This is a genomic window from Luteibacter sp. E-22 (assembly GCF_049913125.1).
GTDB lineage: Bacteria > Pseudomonadota > Gammaproteobacteria > Xanthomonadales > Rhodanobacteraceae > Luteibacter.
Genome location: NZ_CP183975.1, coordinates 3,188,825 through 3,210,525 on the forward strand (window position 1 = coordinate 3,188,825; position 21,701 = coordinate 3,210,525).

Consider the following 21,701-nt stretch of genomic DNA (forward strand, 5'->3'; position numbering starts at 1 on the left):
TGCCGCGTGGGAACAGCGCGATGCTCGACGCGCACGACGCCATGAGCCGGCGAAGGAATCGCCGGCTGCCTGTGTCGTTCTGCGGTGAGTGGACTGTCAACCCTGATGCCGGTCTGTGCGAGCCCCTGCTGCGCTACCGGGTTTAGCCATCCATACGCTGTCTGCGCGGATCATCCGCCTGCGGAATGACAGTCACAATACCAAATAGGGGTACCGACCCCGGAACATCGACCATACGCTCGCGTTCCGTGACACGCGTCCGGTTTAGCGCAAGTGGATAGTTTTGGACAAGACGGCTTCCCGAAGGAAGATCAGGCGGCGGTGCCGCCAACGGTCATGCCATCGACCCGCAAGGTCGGCTGGCCGACGCCGACCGGCACGCTCTGGCCATCCTTGCCGCACACGCCCACGCCTTCGTCGAGCGCAAGGTCGTTGCCGATCATCGACACGCGCGTGAGCACGTCGGGGCCCGAGCCGACCAGCGTGGCTCCCTTCACCGGACGGGTGACCTTGCCGTCCTCGATGAGGTACGCCTCGCTCGCGGAGAAGACGAACTTGCCATTGGTGATATCCACCTGGCCGCCACCGAAATTCACCGCGTAGATGCCACGCTTCACCGAACGGATGATTTCCTCCGGCTCACGGTTGCCGGCGAGCATGTACGTGTTCGTCATGCGCGGCATCGGCAATTGCGCGAACGACTCGCGGCGGCCATTACCCGTGGACTTCACGCCCATGAGGCGCGCATTGAGCTTGTCCTGCATGTAGCCCTTGAGGATGCCGTTCTCGATCAGCGTGGTGCACTCGGTGGGCGTACCCTCGTCGTCGATGCTGAGCGAGCCGCGTCGGCCCGGCAACGTGCCGTCGTCGACCACCGTGACGCCCTCGGCGGCCACGCGCTGGCCGACGCGGCCCGCGAAGGCGGAGCTACCCTTGCGATTGAAGTCGCCTTCGAGGCCGTGACCGATGGCCTCGTGCAGGAGGATGCCGGGCCAGCCGGGACCGAGTACGACGGTCATGCTTCCCGCAGGCGCGTCGACAGCCTCGAGGTTGACCAGCGCCTGGCGCACGGCTTCGGCGGCGAACGCATGCGCGCGGCCATTCTCGATCAGCTCACGGTAGCCATAACGACCGCCGCCGCCGGCATGCCCCTGCTCGCGGCGCCCACCCTGTTCGGCGATCACCTGCACGTTGAGCCGTACCAGCGGACGCACGTCGGCGGCCAGCGTGCCATCGGAACCGGCAACCAGGATCGTATCCATCGTCGCCGCCAGGCTCACCACCACCTGCTTCACCCGCGGGTCCCGCGAACGTGCGTAGGCGTCCACCTCGCGCAGGAGCGCGATCTTCTCTTCGTTGGGCAGGCTCTCCACCGGATCGATCGCCGGGTATAGCCCACGGCCGGTGGCGATCGCCAGCGGCTTCCCCGCGCCCGCGCCGCCCTGGGCGATGGCCCTCGCGGCGCGCGACGCCTCCAGCAGCTGCGGCAGGACGATTTCGTCGGAGTACGAGAAACCGGTCTTCTCACCGGATATCGCCCGCACACCGACGCCCTGCTCGATCGAATGGCTACCGTCCTTCACGATGCCTTCCTCCAGCACCCAGGACTCGCTGCGCGAGTGCTGGAAATACAGGTCCGCGGCGTCGATCGAGGGGCCCATGAGCTGGGAAAACACCCGGTCCAGGTCGTTGGAGGCAAGGCCGCCCGGCGTGAGCAGGCGACGTTCGGCGAGGGAAATCAGGGAATCCATCTGGGTAGCCGGTAGGGAAAACGGGAGCCCCGATAATGGGGCCTGGAACCATCAGGTTAAACCCTGGAGCCGCGCTTGACGGGACCGGCCGAGCCGTTGTTTCACTTCTTGAGTTGCCTGTTCTGCTTCTCGAGCACCGACCAGGGAACAATGGCATCCAGGGTGGCCGCCATGAGATCGCGTGTCATCTCGCGGTCGTAGGAGGCCTGGAGCCCGGTCAGCGCGCTTCGGGCGCGGTCGAGGGGCCGCCCTTGTCGATGGGCGTGAAAACGGGTTTATCCCAGCTGCCGGTGACGTGGTAACGCTTGCGCGCCGCCTGGTTGAGGCCCCTGCCCAGGATGCCTTGCACGGCCAGGCCCGCCGCCGCACCCACCGGGCCACCCGCGAGGGCACCCACGACCGGAAGGCTGCTACCCAGGTGCGGGACCACCAGCACCTCCTGGTCGTAATCACGTGCCTTGAGTCCGGCTCGACCGGTGATCGTGATCTCCGCGGCGGGTGCGCGGATCTTCAGGTTCTGCGTCGTGGCGTTGCCGTCGGCGAAACGGAAATCGCCCGCGATCGAATCGAAGGCGAAACCCTTGCCCAGGACATCGCCGAAATCCAGCGACAGGCGCCGCGGGAGTTCCGTGACCGAGACGAGGCCGAACAGACGGCCCACGCCGGGCTGAACTTCGAGGATTCGCCCATTGGCGACGTCGACCCTCAAGGTGCCGTCCATGTTCGCCAGCGCCAGCGCGGAAGGCCCGCCGGGCCAGGCCGCGTCCAGCCGTGCCTCGGCGCGGCCGCCCTGCAGGATGCCGGCGAAGCCGAGCGCGTCGAACATGCGTGCGACGTCCTCGGAAGCGAAGTCCATCGACAAGTGTGTGCGGCTGCGCTTCTCGTCACCATTCCAGTCGCCCGTGGCGGTGATCTGCACGTTCTTCGACTGCGCCCTCAGCTGGTCGATGTGCATGCCCTCGTCGGTCGGCCAGGTTTCCAGCCGCGCCTCGCCGAGGCGCGCCTTGCCCAGGCGCATGTCGGTCACTTGCAGATGCAACGGCGGCAGGCTGGCGGGAGCCACGCCGGCTTCGTTCGCATCCGGCGACTTCTGTGCCTGGGCGGGTGTTGCTTTCGCGTCGTCGGTCGCAGGCCACCACAGGCGATCCATCCGCGCGGTGATGCCGCGTCGGCGCAATTCTTCGTTCGGCACGGTCATCTGACCCGTCATGGCGTCGCTGTCCACGCGCAGCGACAACGCTTGCGGACCGGGACGGGCGACGAGATGCATGTTCGCGAAATGCTGGCCGAAGACTTCACCGTCGTCCGCGCTCACGTCCAGCGCGGACAAGCCCGGCCCGCTGCCACCGCTGGAAAGACCCACCACGTACTGGACCCAGCCGGACACATCGAGCCGGGGAGCATGACCGCCGATCAGGTAACCCTGCGTGGGCACCGCCGCCGGCGCCGTGGCGCCGAGATTGAAAGCCGCGGCGATGGGCACCGTGTCCGTCGGCAAACGCAGGCGTCCACGCACCGCGTCGCCCAGGGCGACATCCAGGCGCGCACCATCCACGGGAAGCCCGACTCGTACCGATAGCGGCGTGGCGGTGTTCGCCGGTTTCTTCACCGGCGTGGGCATCGTCAGTTCCACGCCTCGCAGGTCGGAATCGACCCGTAGCGTCTGTGCGGTGGCGTCGCCCTCCCCCGTCTTGCTCAGGTCGAAGCCGATGCGGAACGTGCCGCGTCCCTTTGCGATGTCGCTCAGCCATTTCAGGTTTTCGAAACCGCCGACCATCTCGCCGACCGTGAAGGCGCCCGTGAGCGACGCATCGACGATCTTCGCCGGATCGCCGGTCGCGCCCGCGATGGCGACGTCGAGGTCGGCGGGCTGGCCGCGGTACGCGGTCTTCAGGCCTTTCGCGGAGAAGCCCGTGCCGTCGAACGTCATGGGGCCGGTGATCTTGTCGAGGCGCAGCTTCCACGCGTCGGCGACGAGATCCGCGTCCTTGATGGTGGCCTTGCCTTGCAGCGTGAAGTCCTTCGCGCTCTTCAGGGGCATGAGCAGGTTGAAGCCGAATTCGCCCGTACCGCCGAGCTTCATCGCGTCGAGTGCCTCGCGGCTGCGGCTGGCGACCGGGCTGTTCTTGATGAAGTCGAGGTAGCTGCCACCCGTTCCCGCGCCGCTCACCTTGAGATCGAGGATGCCATCGGCGAAGTCGGGAATGGCCGCCGACGCCGAACTCACGGCGTTGCCGAGCGAATGGCCTTCGCTCGCTTCGACATACATGCCGTTGCCGATGAAGTTGGCGACGGCGGCGACGCCCTCGGCGCGCGGCCATCCCGTGCCGTAGTCGAGCACCAGATCGGCGATCGCGGCACGGGCCTCGAAGCGCCCTTCCTGATTCTTGAACGGAAACTCGCGCAGGTTGCCGCGAAGCAACGCCGAACCACCCTCGATGCGACCGGACACGAGGCCGCGGTTGAGCCAGTTCTGCGCGCCTTCGGACATCGAATGGATCGGCCAGAACAGTTTGGCGGCAGGCACCTCGCCCTCGCCGAGCGCGATGTACATGTCCATGAAGGGACCGGTGTCGGCCGCCGGCAGGACGAGTTCGCCGCGCGCCTGGCCGCCATATCCCTCGCCGCGGAAATCCAGCGGGTCGACGCCGACGTGCCAGTCACCTTCGTCCTTGTACACCGCGATGTCGCCGCCAAGCGAGGCCATGACGAACGGTTTGCGGAACACGCCGGTGGCGTCGATCGTGGTGGGTTGCTTCGGCAGGCTGAGCGCCAGTGCCTCGCCATCGCCGAACACCTCGCCTTTCAACGAAGACACGCCAGGCAAGCTGCCACTGGCGTCGATGCCCACGCCGGAGAAGGTGGCATGCGCGAAACTCACACCGTCGACGGAGTTCCAGTCGGCGCGCAGCTGGTCGAAGCGGCCACGTGGGTGCCCTTCGCCCAGCCAGCGCGCCAGCGATGGCGACATCTGGGGCAAGACGCCAGCCCAGGGCAGCAAGGGCGCCAGGTCGAGCGTGCGTCCCACCAGCGTACCGTCGCTTCGTTCACCCGATTTGCGCAAGACGAGGGCGACGTCGCTGCCATCGTTTCCCGCCCAGTCGATCCGCTGCCCGTCGGCGGTGCGGTGGAAATCGACGACGCCATGCAAGCCTGCCGTGCTGACCGTGCGTGCGGGCCCGCGGATGGCGAGGTTCTCGAGGTCGAGCCGCGACGTCGCGCGCACCACGTGCGCATCGCGCCAGTCCAGCCACGTTTCGAAACGCCCCTTGCCGCCCGCCAGGGCGTAGCCGTTGGCGTCGAAGTCGCCGGTGAGCGCAGCGAAATCGACGTCGGCGCCCTTCACGTAGACGCGTCCGTTCGAACCGTCGTCGGCGAACCGGCCCGCGGCGCTGAGCAGCCCGCCGACATGCTCGCGACGCAAGGTGCCTCCGAACCGGATGGTCCGGCCTTGCAGGCTGATCCGCAGCTTGTCGGCCACCAGGCCGTAGTGCCGCTGGGTGGTGTCGTCGGCGATGTCCAGGTGCAGGTTGCCGAGCCAGAGGTCGGCCGAAAGATTGCCCAGGGAGACCTTCTGGGTGCCGCCTCCCGCGCCGAAACCATCGATGCTCCAACGCCCGTCGACGGCCCGGCGCAAGCCGAGGCGGAGATCGCTCAGGCGCAGGTTGATGAGATGCCGCGACGGCAGCACGAACGCGCCGAAGTCGAGCTTCACCGCCGCCTGCGGAAGGTGCAGGGGTTCACCGCCTTCCGTGGGCGCGATGGTGACGTCGCGCATCACGAACAACGGGCCGGATGGCCGCCAGAAGCCTTCCAGCGAGGCGAAACGCACCGGACGGTGCAAGCGATCGCTGAGTAGCGTCGCCACCCGCTCCGGATAGCGCGCCGCCAGCGGCAGCAACAGCTGGCCGAGCGCCATCACGATCGCGAGGGCGACCAACAGGCTCGCGACCAGACCCAGGAAGAAGAACCGCAGGCGTCGTGCGCGATGGCGCCAGTGCGGATTCACCGGCCCGGGTTCCGGCGGTGCGCGCCGGGTTCAGAGGAGGACGACATCGAACTGTTCCTGCGAGTAATGCTCTTCCGCCTGGAAGCGGATGCTCTTGGCGATGAATTCTTCCAGTTCCGCGACGGCCGCCGATTCCTCCTCGAGGATGCGGCCGACCACCTTGGGGCTGGCCATCACCAGGAGCTTCTGCGCGTTGAACTGGCGCACCGCACGCGTGATCTCGCGGAATATCTCGTAGATCACGGTCTCGGCGGTCTTCAGCGTGCCGCGGCCGCTGCAAGCGGGGCACGGCTCGCACAACTGGCGTTCGAGGCTTTCGGTGGTGCGCTTGCGGGTCATCTCGACCAGGCCCAGGGCCGACATCGGATAAACCGTGGTCTTCGCATGATCCTTCGCCAGGCCCTTCTCGAGCATGCGCAATACCTGGCGCTTGTGCTCGTCGTCGATCATGTCGATGAAGTCGATGATGATGATGCCGCCGAGGTTGCGCAGCCGCAGCTGGCGAGCCGCCGCCTGCGCGGCCTCCAGGTTCGTGCGATACACGGTTTCCTCGAGGTTGCGGGTACCGAGGTAACCGCCCGTGTTGACGTCGATGGTGGTCATCGCTTCGGTCTGGTCGACGATCAGGTAGCCGCCCGATTTCAGCGGCACTTCCTTGCGCAGCGCACGCTGGATCTCGTCCTCCACGCCATAGAGGTCGAAGATCGGCCGTTCGCCCGCATAGTGCTCGATGCGGTCGGACAGCACCGGCATGAACTTGTGCACGAACTTGACCGTTTTCTCGTAGGTTTCGCGTGAATCCACGCGAACCTTCTCGATGCCGTCGTTGAGCGAATCGCGCAAGGAGCGCAGCGGCAGCGAGAGTTCCTCGTACACGCGCTCGCCGACCTTGGCCTTCTGGATGTTCTCCTGCACCACGCGCCAGACCTTGCCGAGGTAGGTCACGTCGAACGCGAGCGATTCCTCCGACTGGCCTTCCGCATTGGTGCGCACGATGTAGCCCAGGTGGTTCTCGCCGATCAGCGGATTGAGGATGTCCTTGAGCCGCTGGCGCTCGGTTTCTTCCTCGATGCGCACCGATACGCCCAGCGTGCGCGAATGCGGCAAGAGGACGAGGTAGCGCGATGGGATCGACAAGTGCGTGGAAAGCCGCGCGCCCTTGCTACCGATCGGGTCCTTGACCACCTGCACGACGATTTCCTGTCCCTCGTGCACCAGTTCGGAGATCGACGGCACCGGCCCATGTCCGTTGCCCTTGCCATCCACCGGCGCATCGGTCGGTGGCAACGGCGGGCGCACGATATCGGAGGCGTGCAGGAACGCGGCACGCTCCAGCCCGATCTCCACGAACACGGCCTGCATGCCGGGCATCACGCGCTGCACGCGTCCCTTGTACACGTTGCCCACGTAGCCGCGCTTCTGCGCACGCTCCACGTGGACTTCCTGGAGCATGCCGTTTTCGACGATCGCCACCCGCGTCTCACGCGGCGTGACATTGATCAGTATTTCCTCGCTCACCGGCGCCCCTTTTCCTTGAGTCATCGTGCTTTATAGCCCGCGCGTCGACAGCCTGTCACTGACCGTGGAGGAGCTGGAAGGTTTCGAACAGGGGCAGGCCCATGACGCCGGAGTAACTGCCCGAAAGATGTTCCACGAAGGCCGCCGCCGCACCCTGGATCGCATAGGCGCCCGCCTTGCCGAAACATTCGCCGGTGGCCACGTAGGACGCGATGGCGCGCCCGGAGAGGGGCGCGAAGCGCACCGTCGATACCGATACCGCATGCCGTTCCCCGCCGGCCTCCACCAGCCATACGGTCGAGAGCACGCGATGCTCGCGTCCGGCAAGGCGGCCGAGCATGGCCACGGCGTCCGCGGCATCACGAGGTTTGCCGAAGACTTCATCGCCGAGTACCACCTCGGTGTCGGCACCCAGCACCCGTGCGCCCGGTTCACCCATCACGCGCGCGAATCCCGCCCGCGCCTTGTCCCGCGCCACGCGTGACACATAGGCGTCCGCTGGCTCGCCGGGCTCGCGGATCTCCTCCACGTCCACCTCGAGGATGCGGTGGTCTTCGCCGATCTGGGCCAGGAGTTCGCGGCGGCGGGGCGATTGCGAGGCCAGGTACAGCACGGCGGTTCCTTCAGGCACGGTGGTAGGGATGGCCGGCGACGAGGGTCGTGGCGCGGTACAGCTGCTCGGCCAGCACGAGGCGGACGAGCATGTGCGGCAGGGTCAACGGCCCCAGCGACCAGGTCTGGTCCGCTCGCGCCAGTACCTCGGGCGCGTGACCGTCAGGGCCGCCGATGAGGAAGGCGACATCGCGCCCACCCATGCGCCATTGCTCCAGCTGCCGGGCGAGATCTTCGCTGGACCATGCCTTGCCACGCCCATCGAGGGCGACGACGTGGATGTCGCGTGGCAGCGTCGCCAGGATGGCGACGCCCTCGTCGAGCGTCGCCCGTGCGTCGTCGCGGCCTTTGCCGCGCGCACCGGGCTTGATCTCGACCAGTTCGAGGGGAAAGTCGTGGGACAGCCGCTTCCGGTATTCGGCGAAGCCTTCGGCCACCCAGGCCGGCATGCGTTCGCCGACCGCGATGAGGCGAGCCCGCATGGCGGGCTCAGGCGTTCGCGGCTTCGGCGCCGTCGTCGCCGACGGTCCAGAGACGCTCCAGGCCGTAGAACTCGCGGATACGCGGCATCATCACATGGACGATGATGTCGCCGAGGTCGACGAGCACCCATTCGGCTTCGGTCTGTCCTTCGACGCCGAGCGGCATCACGCCCGCCTCCTTGGCGAACTTGATGACTTCGTCGGCGATCGACTTGACGTGACGGGCGGAGGTGCCCGATGCGATGAACAGGATGTCGGCGATGGAGGTCTTGCCGCGGACATCGATTTCACGGACGTCCTTGGCCTTGAGGTCTTCGAGGGCGGCAACCACGCGCTGACGCAGATGTTCGTTGGTGGCGGCGGACTTGGCCTTGCGGGATGCGGTCGAACTCAAGATACGGAAACCTCGTACGGCGGAATGCCGGGGTTGTGGCGAGTATAACCCCCGTGGGTCCGGGGTGCGTCAAATGCCTGGGCAGGTAAAGGCATCGCCGACAGGGTCGGCGATTAGCGCCCGAGGGCGCGATAAGGCGCCAGCAACGCCTCGTCGGCGAAGCAGGCCGTGGGCATCAGGAAGCGCGGCTCGCCACCCGCCGCGAACGACTCGCGGATCGCCGTGGCGGCGATGTCGAGTGGCGTGATCGCGATGTCGACCACCTGCCCGGAGGGCCCCTGCAAACGCTCCACCCGGCGCCCGGCGATGAAAGCCGCCAGTTCGCCCGACGGCGGGTGGAGGGTCCCGGGGCGCGTCAGCACGCCCACGTGGGCGAACGCGAAGAGGTCCCGCCAGAGGTGCCAGGACGCCAGTCCGGCGAACGCATCGGCGCCCACCAGGAGCACCAGCGACCGGTCCGGCCCGATGTCGGCACGAAGGGACGCCAGCGTGTCGACCGTATAGGACGGGCCGTCGCGGTCCAGTTCGCGGGTATCGAGGGCGAGGCGATCCTGCCCCGCGAGCGCCGCGCGCAGCAAGGCGACACGGCCGCTGGCATCGGCGACGGGGGGTGGCCGGTGCGGCGGCGTGCGCGCGGGCACAAGGCGCACCTCGGCGTCGAGTGCTTCGGCCGCCTCCCAGGCGGCCCGCAAGTGTCCGTGATGGACCGGGTCGAAGGTGCCGCCGAGTATGGCGAGCGGGCGCGTCCGGCTCATGCGAAAACGGCAGCCGCGCGCGGCTCGGCGATGGCGGCGACCAGCCGCTCGGCTTCCAGCCAGGGATCGCCTTGTTCGCGGCCCTTGGCCATGCGGTCGATGCGCGCGGCGCGGGCAAGGCACGCCATCCAGTGCTCGCGTGGCGCGCGACGCAGCGCCTTGCGGAACAACTGCTCACGCGCGGGCCAGAGGCGCTCGGCCTTTGCCTGCGCGCCGAAGTCACGCGCGTTGGCCAGGCGCATGGCGAGTTGCAACTGGTTGACCAGCCACCCCATCAACGCGATGAGCTCGTCGCCTTCGGCGCGCAGGCCGGCGAGGATGCGCAGGGCGCGCCCTCCCTCACCGGCGAAGGCGGCGTCGGTGAGCTTGAATGCGTCGTAGCGGGCACTGTCGGCCACGAGACCTTCCAGTGTCGCGGCGTCGAGGCGCTGATCGCCGGCGAGGACCACCAGCTTGTCCACTTCCTGGGCGGCGGCCAGCAGGTTGCCTTCCACGCGCTCGGCCAGCATCGCCACGGCGTCGGGGGTGGCCTTGACGCCACGCGAGGCGAGCCGCCCCCCGACCCATTGTGTCCATTCATGCGGCCGTGGGGCGTTGAACACCACCTGGATACCGCCCTGGTCGACCGTCTTGGTCCAGACCGCCTCGTGCTTGCTGCTCCATTCGGTGGCGGTGATCAACAAGGTGGTATCCGGCGGAGGATTGGCCACGAATTCGGAGATCGCCGCGCCGCCGTCCTTCCCCGCGCGGCCGCCGGCGAGACGCAGGTCGAGCAGGCGCTGGGTGGCGAACAGCGACAGCCCCGCCGAAGCGCGGGCCAGGTCGTCCCAATCGAAGCGGCTGTCCGCTTCCAGTACCTCGCGCTCGGCGTAACCGAGCCGGCGCGCCATGGCGCGCACGGCATCGGCCGCTTCCAGCACGAGCAGTTCCTCGCCGACCAGCAGATAAACCGGCGCCATGCGGTCGCCCGCGAGATGCTTCTGCCACTGGCTCGGGTTGAAGGGCACGCCGCCGGCTCAGTTCGAGGTGGCGGGCGCCTGCGCGGGCGCCGCCATGGCCGGATGCGCGCCAGCCGCCTGCAAGCGGAACAGGATCGCCTGGACCATGTCGCCGATGAGGCTGCGCTGCAGCTCTTCGGTCTGGCTCGCGGTACCGATGGTGTTGGTCGCGTCGTAGCTGAATTCGCGGGACATATCGACCGACTGCGAAGGGATGATCACCGTACCGTCACCCGCCTTCGCGTTGAAATCGACGTGGTAGCGCACCGCGTATTCCGTGACGCGTGCCGTACCGCTGACGGTCAGCGAATCGGTGCGGAAGGTGTTCGAGGTGACAGCCAGTTCGGCCGCGTCGACCGAGGGCTTGTCCACGATCGTCACGTCGGAATTTTCCAGCGCCCGGGTGAGCTCGCGTTCCAGCTTGCCGCCGCCGGACACCGTGAGGTGGATCTTCTTCATCCCCGGGGGCAACGCCGCGCTCTGGCGCAGGTGGAAGCCGCAGGCACTGACCAGGGCCGCGATGGAGACCAGCGCGGCGATGCGAAGCGAACGAAGGAGGTTCGGGCTCATGGTTATCCTGCGACGATGTTGACGATCTTGCCGGGCACGACGATCACCTTGCGCACGGTCTGGCCTTCGAGCATGCGGGCCACGTTGGGTTCGGCCCGCGCCATGGCTTCCGCCTCGTCCTTCGAGGCCGCTGCCGGCACCTCGATGGTAGCGCGAAGTTTGCCGTTCACCTGCACCGCGTAGGTCAGCGAGTCGCGGACCAGCGCCGCCGGGTCCACTTGCGGCCAGCCGGCGTCCTCGACCAGGGTCTCGCCATGGCCGAGCACCTGCCACAGCGCGTGCGAGACATGGGGGGTGAACGGATTGATCAGCTGGACGATGGCCGTGAAGGCCTCCTGGCGCAGCGCCTGGCCCCGGGTGCTGGCGTCGTCGAACTTGCCCAACGCGTTCAGCAACTCCATCAGGGCGGCGATGGCGGTATTGAAGGACTGGCGGCGGCCGATATCGTCGCTCACCTTCTGGATCGTCTCGTGCAACTGGCGGCGCAGCGTCTTGCGCGCGGCCTCGCCCGCTCCGTCCTCGCCCGAAGCGACGGACGAGGCATGCGTATGGATGTCGCGCCAGAGGCGGCGCAGGAAGCGCGCCATGCCTTCCACGCCGGCTTCGTTCCACTCCAGCGACTGGTCCGCCGGCGCGGCGAACATCGAGAACAGGCGCACGGTGTCCGCACCGTACTTCTCGACCATCGACTGCGGGTCCACGCCGTTGTTCTTCGACTTGGACATCTTCTCGACGCCACCGATTTCCACCGGCTCGCCGTCCGCGCGCAGCACCGCGCCGACGATGCGTGCGCGTTCGTCGCGCTGCACGTCGACATCGGCCGGATTGAACCAGGTGCTGGACCCGTCGGCTTCCTTACGGAAGTACGTCTCGGCGATCACCATGCCCTGGCAGAGCAGGTTCGTCGCCGGCTCGTCGCTGTCCACCAGCCCCTCGTCGCGCATGAGCTTGTGGTAGAAGCGGAAATACAGCAGGTGCAGGATCGCGTGCTCGATGCCACCGATGTACTGGTCGACCGGGGTCCAGTAGTTGGCACGCTCGTCCACCTGCCCGTTCGCACCGGGACTCGTGTAGCGCGCGTAGTACCAGCTCGATTCCATGAAGGTATCGAAGGTGTCGGTTTCACGCTCGGCGGCGCCACCGCAATCCGGGCAAGTGGTCTTGCGCCACTCCGGATCGGCCTTGATCGGCGACTGCACGCCGGAGAAGGCCACGTCTTCCGGCAGCACCACCGGCAACTGGTCTTCGGGCACCGGCACGGCGCCGCACGCCGGGCAATGGATCACGGGGATCGGGCAGCCCCAGTAGCGCTGGCGGCTGACACCCCAATCGCGGATACGCCAGTTGACCCGGCGTTCGCCACGCCCGGCGGCTTCGAGCTTCGCGGCGATGGCATCGAACGCCGCCTTGAAGTCCAGGCCGTCGAATTCGCCCGAGTTGATCAGGGTGCCGTAGTCCGTGTACGCGCCGGCGGTCTGGATATTGTTCTCGAACGTCTTGATCGTCTCGACCGCGGCCGACGACTGGTAAGCGTCCGAGGAACCGCCATCCAGGGCGTTCTGTACCGTGTCGGTGCCTTCGGTGGCGAGATCGCGCTTCAGTTCCGCCACGGCGTCGACGACGCCACGGTCGACCACGACCATCTTGATCGGCAGGGAATACTTCTGGGCGAACTCCCAGTCGCGCTGGTCATGCCCGGGCACGGCCATGACGGCGCCGGTGCCGTAGCCCATCAGCACGAAGTTGGCGACCCACACCGGCACCTTTTCACCGGTGAGCGGATGCGTGGCGTCGATGCCGGTGTAGTAACCGCGCTTCTCCTGCGTTTCCAGCTCGGCTTCGGACACGCCGCCGGCCTTGCAGCTGTCGATGAAGGCGGACAAGCCGGGGTTACCCTCGGCCGCGCGCGTCGCGATCGGATGCTCGGCGGCCACGGCCACGTAGGACACGCCCATGAGCGTGTCCGGCCGCGTGGTGAACACGGTGAGCGGCTCGTCCTGGCCGTCCACGTCGAAGGTGATCTCCAGGCCTTCGGAGCGGCCCAGCCAGTTGCGCTGCATGGTCTTGACCGCTTCGGGCCAGCCCGGCAACGCGTCGAGGCCGTCGAGCAACTCCTGCGCGTAGGCAATGATCTTCAGGAACCACTGCGGGATCTCGCGCTTCTCGACCACCGCGCCGGAGCGCCAGCCCCGGCCGTCGATGACCTGCTCGTTCGCCAGCACGGTCTGGTCGACCGGGTCCCAGTTCACGACGCTGTTCTTGCGGTACACCAGGCCTTTCTTCATCAGCCGGGTGAACATCTGCTGCTCCCAGCGGTAGTACTCCGGCTTGCAGGTGGTGACCTCGCGGGTCCAGTCGTACGCGAAGCCCATGCGCTTCAACTGCTCGCGCATGTGTTCGATGTTCTTGTAGGTCCACTTCGCCGGTGCCGTGTTGTTCTTGATCGCGGCGTTCTCGGCGGGCAGGCCGAAGGCGTCCCAACCCATCGGCTGGAGCACGTTCTTGCCCTGCTGGCGCTGGAAGCGGCTGATCACGTCGCCGATGGTGTAGTTGCGCACGTGGCCCATGTGCAGGGCACCCGAGGGGTACGGCAGCATCGAGAGGCAGTAATACTTCGGCCTGGATGTGTCTTCCGTGACCTCGAAGGCGCGGGTTTCGTTCCAGAAGCGCTGGGCGGCCGTCTCGACGACGTCCGGGGCGTAGCCGCCCTGCTCGCGCGTGCCCTGATCGTGGGTGTCCTGCATGGTGTTCGGTACCAATGGAATGCTCGGTTGGCCGCAGGAGAAAACGCGGCGGTCAATCGCGGGAGACTATCCCACGGGGCCCTTCGGGCCAAGTATCGAGGCCACTCCCTCGGCTTATTGGCAGGGAGGGGTCTGCCCGGCGGCCACGGCGCGCACGGCCACAGCGACCTGGTCGGCCACCTTGCCCACGGCACGCTGATGGGCCTCCACGAGGCTGTCGTACGTCGAGCCGGCGGGCTCGGCGATACGCGAGGCGCAGGTGACGGCTGCGCCCTCGGCGACACGCACCGACCAGGAGGCTTCCAGCGTGGCGTTGCCGCCGACTTCCGAATCGAACCGGCGGACGTCGAGCCGCACGCCGACGACCTTGCTGTCCTTCACCCTGGGCAGCCCATGGACGTCGTGCGTCCCGAGCCGAGCCGCCAGATCGGCCGATAGCGCACCCCGGATCTCGTCGCCCAGCGGCGAGGCCCAACGCTCCCCATCGAGCACGGCGATGCCACCGGCTCCCTGGCGCAACACCAGCGCGGGCTGGTCGACCTGCGGCGGCACGGCCACCGGCTGCACGTCGATGACGAAGGCCGCGGAGGCCGCCGCCATCGGCGCCGAAGGCGGAACCAGCGTGTGGAAGTGGGTCGGCGCGGAAGCGCAGGCGGCCAGCGAGCCGATCAGGATGGCGGCACCGGCGAGGCGGAGGGTATGCGTCATGGCTGTTCTTCCTTGCCCTGCTTCGGGGACGACGGGGTACTGATCTTCGGCGGCGCGTCGGCGCCGCGGCCGCGCAGCAGCGCTTCCGGATGCCGTCCCAGGTAATCGGTGAACGCGCGGACCGAACGCACGGTGCGCTGCAGTTCCTCCAGCGTGTTGGCGATGTTCTGCTGCAAGGGCGAATTCTCGGACAGGGCGTCGTTGGCCGTGCCCACGGTCCTGTTCACGCCTTGCAAGGTCTTCTTCGCTTCGGGCAGGAGATCGCCGTTGACCTGCTTCAAGGTGCCCTGGAGTTCCTTCAGGCTGCCGTCGAGGTTCTTGCCGATCGAGTCGAACGGAATCTTCTCGACCTTGTCGACGATGCTGGAAAGTTGTTCCTGCAGGTGGTCGAAATCACCCGGTGTCGTCGGCACCTCCACCGGCTTGGTCTTCTCGTCGAAAGCGACCTTGGGCGCCTTCGGGTCGAAATCCAGGGCGATGTAGAGCTGGCCGGTGAGCAGGTTGCCGGTGCGCGCCTGCGCACGCAGCCCGTGCGCGACCAGCCCGCCCATGATTCGCGGGAACAGGCTGTCCTCGTCGCCACCGACCGCCTTGGCCAGCTTCTCGTTGGCCTGGCCCAGGCGCTGCGGATAGACCAGGGCCCCGACGATGACAGGGAAGGTCTGCGTCTTCGGATCGTAATCGAGGTTCACCGAAACCACGCGGCCGACCTTCACGCCGAGCAGTTCGACGGGCGCATCGACGGTCAGCCCGCGCAGCGAGTGCTCGAAGCGCATGCGGATGTAGCGCGGCTTGCCATCCGGTGGCGCCAGTGCCATGGTCTGGTCGCTGAAGAGGGTGTACTCCGCCATTTCCGGCGCGGGTGCCTCGTCGTGCGGCCCCGGCGGGTCCTGGAACGCGACACCGCCGGCGATCACCGTGGCCAGCGACTGCGTGTTCATCTTCAGGCCGTCGGCACCGAGCGACACGTCGACGCCGCTGGCGTTCCAGAAGCGCGTGTCCTTCCCTACGAAGCGATCGTTGGGCCCGTCGATGAAGAGCTGCAACGAGACGCCCTTGCCGTCCTTGTCCAACTCGTACGAGACGACCCGGCCGACCTGGATGCGCCGGTAGTACACAGGCGAGCCGATATCCAGCGAACCCAGGTCCGTGGAATGCAGCACGAAGCGCCGGCCGGGTGCGCCGTGGGTCACCGCCGGCGGTGTCTCCAGGCCCGTGAAGTCGCTTTGCTCCTCGTCCGAATCGCCGGCATCCGCGCCGATGAAGGCACCCGAGAGCAAGGTATCGATGCCGGATACGCCACTGGCGCCGATGCGCGGGCGCACCACCCAGTAACGGGTGCTCTTGGTGGCGAAGGCGCTGGCATCCTTCTCCAGGTCGATCATGACCGTGATGTGCGTGCGGTCGCGCGAAAGGCGCATCGTCGTGACCTTGCCGATCACCACGTTCTTGTACTTGACCTGGGTCTTGCCCGCCTCGATGCCTTCGGCGGTGAGGAAGGTCACGGTGATCCGGGGTCCGGCGGACGTGTAGTGGTTGACCAGCAGCGAGACGCCGACGAGCGCGGCCACGATCGGCACCAGCCAGATCAGCGAGAAGCCTAGCTTCGACCGGCGCACGACCGGTTGCGGCAGATCCTCCGGCGGAGGCGTGTTTCCTACGTTGGTGTCGCTCATTGCGATTTCCTGTTGTCCCAGATCAGGCGGGGATCGAAGCTCATGGCCGATAGCATCGTCAGTACGACGACCACGCCGAAATAGACCACGCCGGGCAAGGGCTCGACGCGGCTGAGGATCTTGAAGTGGACCAGGGCCGACAGGATCGCCACGACGAACACGTCGAGCATCGACCAATAACCGACCAGTTCCACGAAGCGGTACAACCGCGCCCGCTGTTTCGCCACGAACCCACTGGAACGCTGCACGGACACCAGCAGGTAACCCATGATGATGAATTTCAGCATGGGCACGACGATGCTCGCCGTGAAGACGATGACCGCGAGGCCGGGCGAACCCGCGCGCCACAGTTCCACGATCCCGCTGAGGATCGTGTTGTCGTCTTTCGACGAGAGACTCTGCGTGCGCATGATCGGGAACAGGTTCGCCGGGATGTAGAAGATCGCCGCCGCCACAAGCAAGGCCCAGGCCCGGCCGATACTGCCGCGCTTGCGCGCGTGCAACGAATTGCCGCAGCGTGGGCAATGCGCGTGCGGGTCGTCCGTGTATGCCGTGACCAGCCGGCACACGTGGCAGGACATCATGCCCAGCTCACTGGCTCGCGGCGGCGCGTTCATGCCCTCGCCTCCCGCGTTATATCCCAGAGCTGGCGCGGGTCGTGGCTGGAAAACAACGTGACCAGCAACGTAAGGAAGCCGAACGCCCAGATGCCCGGCCCCGGTACCACGTCGAAATAGGTGTGCGCCTTCACCACCGCAACGAGCGTGCCCAGCATGAACACCTCGATCATGCTCCATGGCTTGACCCTGACCAGGGCCGACATGGCCTGGGCGAAGCCGGGCGCCCGGCGCCGGGCGCGGGCGAACCAGAGCACCCAGCCGAAGATCAGGATCTGGCTGAGTGGAAAGAAGAACAGGGTCATCGCGCTGAGGAAGGCCACGACCTGGGCGCCATCGTTCCACATGGCGATGACCGCGCCCCAAAGGGTCGTGGCCGCGGTCATCCCGGACAGGCCGAGGGTGACGATGGGCGAGACGTTGGCGATGACGAAGACGATGAGCGCAGCGACGATCAGGGCGAACTGCGCTTCCACGCCGAGCCACTGGTGCCGTTCCAGCACGGCGCCGCAAACGACGCAGTCGGCGACTTCGCCACGCGCGAGCGTACGCCTCCGGTAGACGGAGTCGCAGTGTTCGCAGACGATCAGTTCCTGGGCGTTATGCATGCCTTCCCGGCGGTTCGAGGCCGCACCGGCCCGCGCCGTATGATCGCAAATCCGCGTAAACGGCGCATGAGGGAATGGATAGGAGTAGTCCTAAAAGCCCCCGGGGGCTTGATATGCTCCCCCTCTTCCCCGACTTACCGGGCATCGACACCTTGTCCCAGGAGCCTTCCGTGAGCAGCGCCCAGACCCGCAATGAACATGTCTTCGACGCGACCACGGCCGGTTTCGAGAACGACGTCATCAAGGCATCGCTCGAAGCCCCCGTCCTGGTCGACCTCTGGGCCGAATGGTGCGGCCCCTGCAAGTCGCTCGGCCCGATCCTGGAAAAGCTGGCCGCCGAGTACAACGGGGGCTTTCGCCTGGCCAAGATCGACGTGGATGCCGAGCAGCAGCTGGCCGCCATGTTCGGCGTCCGCAGCATCCCGACGGTGGTCCTGATCAGCGGTGGCCAGGTGGTCGATGGCTTCGCCGGCGCACTGCCGGAAGGCCAGATCCGCGAGTTCCTCACCCGTCACGGCGTGCAGCCGGCCGATGCGGCCAACGACGAAGACATCGCGCCGGCACCGGTTGAAACCGCCGAAGAGGCCATCAATCGCCTCCAGCAGGCCATCGCCACCGAGCCGGACCGTACCGAACTGAAGCTCGACCTCGCCCTGGCCCTGATGCGGGCCGGCCAGGTCGAACCGGCCCAGGCCGAACTCGATGCCCTGCCCGCCAACCTCGCGACCGACGCCCGTGCGGTACGCCTGCGCAGCCAGCTGGAACTGGCCCGCGCACTGGCCGGTGCCCCGTCGCTGGCGGAACTCCAGGCGCGGGTGCAGGCCAACGATTCCGACTGGGAGGCGCGCGACCTGCTCGGCGTTCGCCTGCTGATCGAAGGCGACGCACCGGCGGGCCTCGACCAGTTCATCGATGTGCTCAAGCGCCAGCGCGACTGGAACGACGGACAGGCGAAGAAGCGTCTGCTCGCGGCGTTCGCGACGATCGACGACGCGGAGCTGGTGGGTACGTATCGCCGCAAGATGGCGTCGCTGCTGTTCTGATCAGCGGCGCTTGCGCCTCACGTAGAGTTGCTTGCGCACCGTGGCGACGAGTTCGCCCGACGCCGTGCGGACGTCGGTGTCGAACCAGCGCAGACACTTCTCACCGTTCGCGGTGGCGGCACGCAGTTCGTCGAGCAGGGATTCCTCGACGCGGAACTCCGCGTAGACATCCTCGCGACCTGGCGCGACGAAACGGATCTCTCCCGCCTGGTCCCATACGATGTAGTCGTTGCCGAGGCTTTTGAGCACCATGATCATCCAGAACGGATCGGTCATGGAAAACAGGTTGCCGCCGAACTGCGTGCGCACGTAGTTGCGGTTGTACCAGGCGAGTTTCAGGCGCACCTTCGCGTACCGGTAATCGTCCATCCGCACCACGCGGATTCCGGTGAACAGGAAAGGTGGCCAGGCGTTGAGGATGCGCCGCAGGGTGGGTGCTTTCATGGGGTTCGCAGGGATTCCAGGCGAATCCATGCTACCGGCGTGCCTCCGGCACGCGAAGTCCCCCGTTTCAAACGCGCCATGCCATGCATGACCTATGGCACAGGTCGCCCCGCCCTCCGGCCCCGACCATCGGTCGATACCGTCCGCCAGGGGATCCGAGCCATGCGCCAATCGCTCCGCCGCGCCACCCTCGCCGCCGCCGTCGCTTCCGCGATGGCCTTTTCCGTGTCCCAGGCCATCGCCGCGGACCTCCCCGTGGCCGCCGACCAGCCCTACCCCGGTAACCTGACGCTGCATGTCGATCTCTCCGATGCGTCGAGGCACCTCTATCACGTACGCGAGACGATCCCGGTCAGCGCCGGCCACGCGATCCTCTACTACCCGAAATGGATCCCCGGCGTGCATGGGCCGTCGGGCCCGCTCTCCAACGTGGCGGGCTTCGTCATCACGGCGAACGGCAAGCGCATCCCCTGGCGCCGCGACCTGAAAGAGATGTACGCCTTCCACGTGGATGTACCCGCCGGCGTCGACAAGCTCGAACTCGCCTTCGAATACCTCGCTCCCGCCACGCCGAACTACATACCGCTCTCTTTCAATGAAGTGGCCTTCTATCCGGCCGGGCACTACACCAGCCGGATCACGATCGAGCCGAGCGTGAAGCTGCCTTCGGGATGGAAGTTCGCCTCCGCCTTGGAAACGGCCTCGCAATCGGGCGACGAGGTCACCTTCAAGCCGGTGAGTTTCGAGAACCTGGTGGATTCACCGCTGATGACGGGCAAATACTTCACCCGCATCGACCTCGCGCCCGGCCAGGCCACCCAGGTGCACCTCAACATCACCGGTGATACGGCCGCTGGGGTCAAGGCCACCGAAGAACAGATCGCGAAGCAGCGTGCGCTCGTGGTGCAGGCGAACAAGCTCTTCGGCGCGCACCACTATGCGCACTACGATTTCCTGCTGGTCACCTCCGACCACACGAACCACTTCGGACTGGAGCACCATCAGTCCAGCGACGACCGCCTCTTCGCGAACTTCCTCACCGACCCCGACGTGAACGTCGCGGCGGGTACCTTGTTGCCGCACGAATACATCCATTCGTGGAACGGCAAGTTCCGCCGCCCCGCCGACCTCTGGACGCCCACCTTCACCGAGCCGATGCAGGACGACCTGCTCTGGGTGTACGAAGGCCTCACCGATTATTGGGCCGGCGTGCTCACCGCACGTTCGGGAATCTGGACCACCGACCAGTGGCGCGATTCGCTGGCCGCGATCGCCGCCGACATGTCGGCACGCACGGGTCGCTCGTGGCGTTCGTTGCAGGACACCGCGGACGGTATTCCGCTGTCGTCGCGCGGCGGCAGCCAGGGCTGGGGCAACCTGCGCCGCGGCTCTGATTATTACCCGGAAGGCCAGATGCTCTGGCTCGACGTCGATACGAAGATCCGCGACCTCTCCGGTGGAAAGCACACGCTGGACGAGTTCGCCCGCGCCTTCTACGGCATGGACAACGGCAGCTACGTTCCCAAGACCTATACCTTCGACGACGTGGTCGCCACCCTCAACGGCATCCAGCCCTACGATTGGGCGAGCTTCCTGCGCCAGCGCCTTGATTACACGGGCGACACCCTGCCCGAGCACGGCATCGAGGGCGGCGGCTGGAAACTGGTGTACGACGACAAGCCCACGGCATTCGCGAAGACGGCGGAGAAACTCCGCAAGACGGTCAACCTCGCCTATTCACTGGGCATCCAGGTGTCTGACAAGGGCGTGGTGACGGATTCGCAGTGGGATGGTGTCGCCGCGAAAGCGGGCATCGTTCCCGGCGTCACGTTGGTCGCCGTGAACGGCAAGGATTATTCGGCCCAGGTACTCAAGGACGCGGTGGCCGAGGCCAAGTCGGGCAGCACGCCCATCCAGTTCCTGATCAAGGATATCGACGACTACCGCACCGTCGGCGTCGACTATCACGGTGGCCTGAAATATCCGCACCTGGTGCGCGGCGAGGGCAAGGACCTGATCGGGGCGATCGCCACACCGAAGAAATAAGAGCCCCGGGATATTTTTGTCCGGACCCCGGGGATGATATGCCCATTGTGGGAGCCGCTTGAGCGGCGATGGATGCTCGCCGCAACCTTGCCCGCTGCCGCGGGATCGCCGACAGAGTCGGCTCCCACAAGGTGTGGGCTCCCACAATGGCCCTTCCTTCGTCAGTCGGCTTCGCGTGTCGTCTCGAACAGGAACCACACGCGACGCTCTGTCTCGTCGATCCAGTTCTCGATCAGGCTCGCCGTCGCGACGTCGGAATACTCGTCGCACACGCCGTGCGTCTCGCGCAGCGAGGCGGCCAGGCGGAGGTTGTCGTCGCGCAGTTCCGCGAGCATGTCCTGCGGCGTGACGAAGTCTGCGTCGTTGTCGGAAATACGCTGCAGGCGTGCGATGTGTCCGATCGAACGGATCGTGGTGCCGCCGATCTTGCGTACGCGCTCGGCGATGTCGTCGGTGGTGGCGAAGATCTGCGACGCCTGCTCGTCGAGCAGCAGGTGGAGGTCGCGGAAACGCGGACCGGACATGTGCCAATGGAAATTCTTCGTCTTCAGGTACAGCGCGAACGTGTCGGCGAGCAACGCATTCAACGCGCCTGAGATATCGCGCGTCGCGTCGGCACCCAGACCGGTGCGCGTGTTCAAGGCGGCCTTGCGCAGCTTCTTGGTCGCTTCGGGGTTTTTCATCGTGGCTGACTCCGCGTGATGGGGGACCCTCCAAGAATGCTCC

18 protein-coding genes are annotated in these 21,701 nt (G+C 66.7%); 2 read left to right on the forward strand and 16 right to left on the reverse strand.

Annotated features, from left to right (window positions below; translation table 11 throughout):
* Window positions 1-311 precede the first annotated feature (311 nt).
* The 14 genes from tldD to ACN9M2_RS14275 form a co-directional block, all read right to left on the reverse strand.
* Window positions 312-1,751 (reverse strand): metalloprotease TldD, encoded by a 1,440-nt coding sequence (tldD, locus tag ACN9M2_RS14210; RefSeq protein ID WP_426285339.1) that lies wholly within the window; start codon window positions 1,749-1,751, stop codon window positions 312-314.
* 217 nt (window positions 1,752-1,968) lie between these two features.
* Window positions 1,969-5,760 carry a YhdP family protein gene (locus tag ACN9M2_RS14215; protein WP_426285340.1) on the reverse strand — a complete coding sequence of 1,264 codons (3,792 nt, stop codon included), beginning with the start codon at window positions 5,758-5,760 and terminating at the stop codon, window positions 1,969-1,971.
* Window positions 5,761-5,790: 30 nt separating this feature from the next.
* A complete protein-coding gene (rng, locus tag ACN9M2_RS14220; protein WP_371024811.1) occupies window positions 5,791-7,278 on the reverse strand; it encodes a ribonuclease G in 1,488 nt (495 codons plus the stop codon).
* A gap of 55 nt (window positions 7,279-7,333) precedes the next feature.
* A complete protein-coding gene (locus ACN9M2_RS14225; protein ID WP_426285341.1) occupies window positions 7,334-7,891 on the reverse strand; it encodes a Maf family protein in 558 nt (185 codons plus the stop codon).
* 10 nt (window positions 7,892-7,901) lie between these two features.
* Window positions 7,902-8,372, reverse strand: a complete 471-nt coding sequence (gene rlmH / locus ACN9M2_RS14230; protein WP_306850077.1) for a 23S rRNA (pseudouridine(1915)-N(3))-methyltransferase RlmH — start codon at window positions 8,370-8,372, stop codon at window positions 7,902-7,904.
* A 7-nt stretch (window positions 8,373-8,379) separates the two neighbouring features.
* Window positions 8,380-8,766, reverse strand: coding sequence for a ribosome silencing factor (rsfS, locus tag ACN9M2_RS14235; protein WP_371024808.1), 387 nt, complete (start codon window positions 8,764-8,766; stop codon window positions 8,380-8,382).
* A gap of 113 nt (window positions 8,767-8,879) precedes the next feature.
* Window positions 8,880-9,521, reverse strand: a complete 642-nt coding sequence (nadD, locus tag ACN9M2_RS14240; protein ID WP_426285342.1) for a nicotinate-nucleotide adenylyltransferase — start codon at window positions 9,519-9,521, stop codon at window positions 8,880-8,882.
* Window positions 9,518-10,528 carry a DNA polymerase III subunit delta gene (holA, locus tag ACN9M2_RS14245; RefSeq protein WP_426285343.1) on the reverse strand — a complete coding sequence of 337 codons (1,011 nt, stop codon included), beginning with the start codon at window positions 10,526-10,528 and terminating at the stop codon, window positions 9,518-9,520. The genes nadD and holA overlap by 4 nt, the downstream gene beginning before the upstream one ends.
* Window positions 10,529-10,537: 9 nt before the next feature.
* Window positions 10,538-11,089 carry an LPS assembly lipoprotein LptE gene (lptE, locus tag ACN9M2_RS14250; RefSeq protein ID WP_426285344.1) on the reverse strand — a complete coding sequence of 184 codons (552 nt, stop codon included), beginning with the start codon at window positions 11,087-11,089 and terminating at the stop codon, window positions 10,538-10,540.
* A gap of 2 nt (window positions 11,090-11,091) precedes the next feature.
* Window positions 11,092-13,833, reverse strand: a complete 2,742-nt coding sequence (gene leuS, locus ACN9M2_RS14255; RefSeq protein ID WP_426285345.1) for a leucine--tRNA ligase — start codon at window positions 13,831-13,833, stop codon at window positions 11,092-11,094.
* A 114-nt stretch (window positions 13,834-13,947) separates the two neighbouring features.
* Entirely contained in the window at window positions 13,948-14,541 is a 594-nt protein-coding gene (locus tag ACN9M2_RS14260) for a PqiC family protein (protein ID WP_426285346.1), read from the reverse strand.
* The gene (locus ACN9M2_RS14265) at window positions 14,538-16,217 is read right to left on the reverse strand and encodes an intermembrane transport protein PqiB (protein WP_426285347.1); all 1,680 of its coding nucleotides are present in this window, start codon (window positions 16,215-16,217) and stop codon (window positions 14,538-14,540) included. The genes ACN9M2_RS14260 and ACN9M2_RS14265 overlap by 4 nt, the downstream gene beginning before the upstream one ends.
* Window positions 16,214-16,834, reverse strand: coding sequence for a paraquat-inducible protein A (locus ACN9M2_RS14270; RefSeq protein ID WP_426285348.1), 621 nt, complete (start codon window positions 16,832-16,834; stop codon window positions 16,214-16,216). Before ACN9M2_RS14270 ends, ACN9M2_RS14265 begins: the two co-directional genes overlap by 4 nt.
* Window positions 16,831-17,442, reverse strand: a complete 612-nt coding sequence (locus tag ACN9M2_RS14275) for a paraquat-inducible protein A (RefSeq protein WP_426285349.1) — start codon at window positions 17,440-17,442, stop codon at window positions 16,831-16,833. The genes ACN9M2_RS14270 and ACN9M2_RS14275 overlap by 4 nt, the downstream gene beginning before the upstream one ends.
* A 170-nt stretch (window positions 17,443-17,612) precedes the next feature.
* Between ACN9M2_RS14275 and trxA the strand changes: the two genes are divergently transcribed.
* Window positions 17,613-18,485: a thioredoxin gene (gene trxA / locus ACN9M2_RS14280; RefSeq protein ID WP_426285350.1), complete on the forward strand. Its 873-nt coding sequence runs from the start codon at window positions 17,613-17,615 to the stop codon at window positions 18,483-18,485.
* Here the strand turns inward: trxA and ACN9M2_RS14285 are convergent, their stop codons facing one another.
* Window positions 18,486-18,929 carry a DUF4442 domain-containing protein gene (locus ACN9M2_RS14285; protein ID WP_426285351.1) on the reverse strand — a complete coding sequence of 148 codons (444 nt, stop codon included), beginning with the start codon at window positions 18,927-18,929 and terminating at the stop codon, window positions 18,486-18,488.
* A 162-nt stretch (window positions 18,930-19,091) separates the two neighbouring features.
* Here ACN9M2_RS14285 and ACN9M2_RS14290 point away from each other — a divergent pair, with 162 nt between their 5' ends.
* Window positions 19,092-20,975 (forward strand): M61 family metallopeptidase, encoded by a 1,884-nt coding sequence (locus ACN9M2_RS14290; RefSeq protein ID WP_426285352.1) that lies wholly within the window; start codon window positions 19,092-19,094, stop codon window positions 20,973-20,975.
* A 161-nt stretch (window positions 20,976-21,136) separates the two neighbouring features.
* Here ACN9M2_RS14290 and ACN9M2_RS14295 read toward each other — a convergent pair whose 3' ends face one another.
* Entirely contained in the window at window positions 21,137-21,658 is a 522-nt protein-coding gene (locus ACN9M2_RS14295; RefSeq protein WP_426285353.1) for a Dps family protein, read from the reverse strand.
* Window positions 21,659-21,701 lie beyond the last annotated feature (43 nt).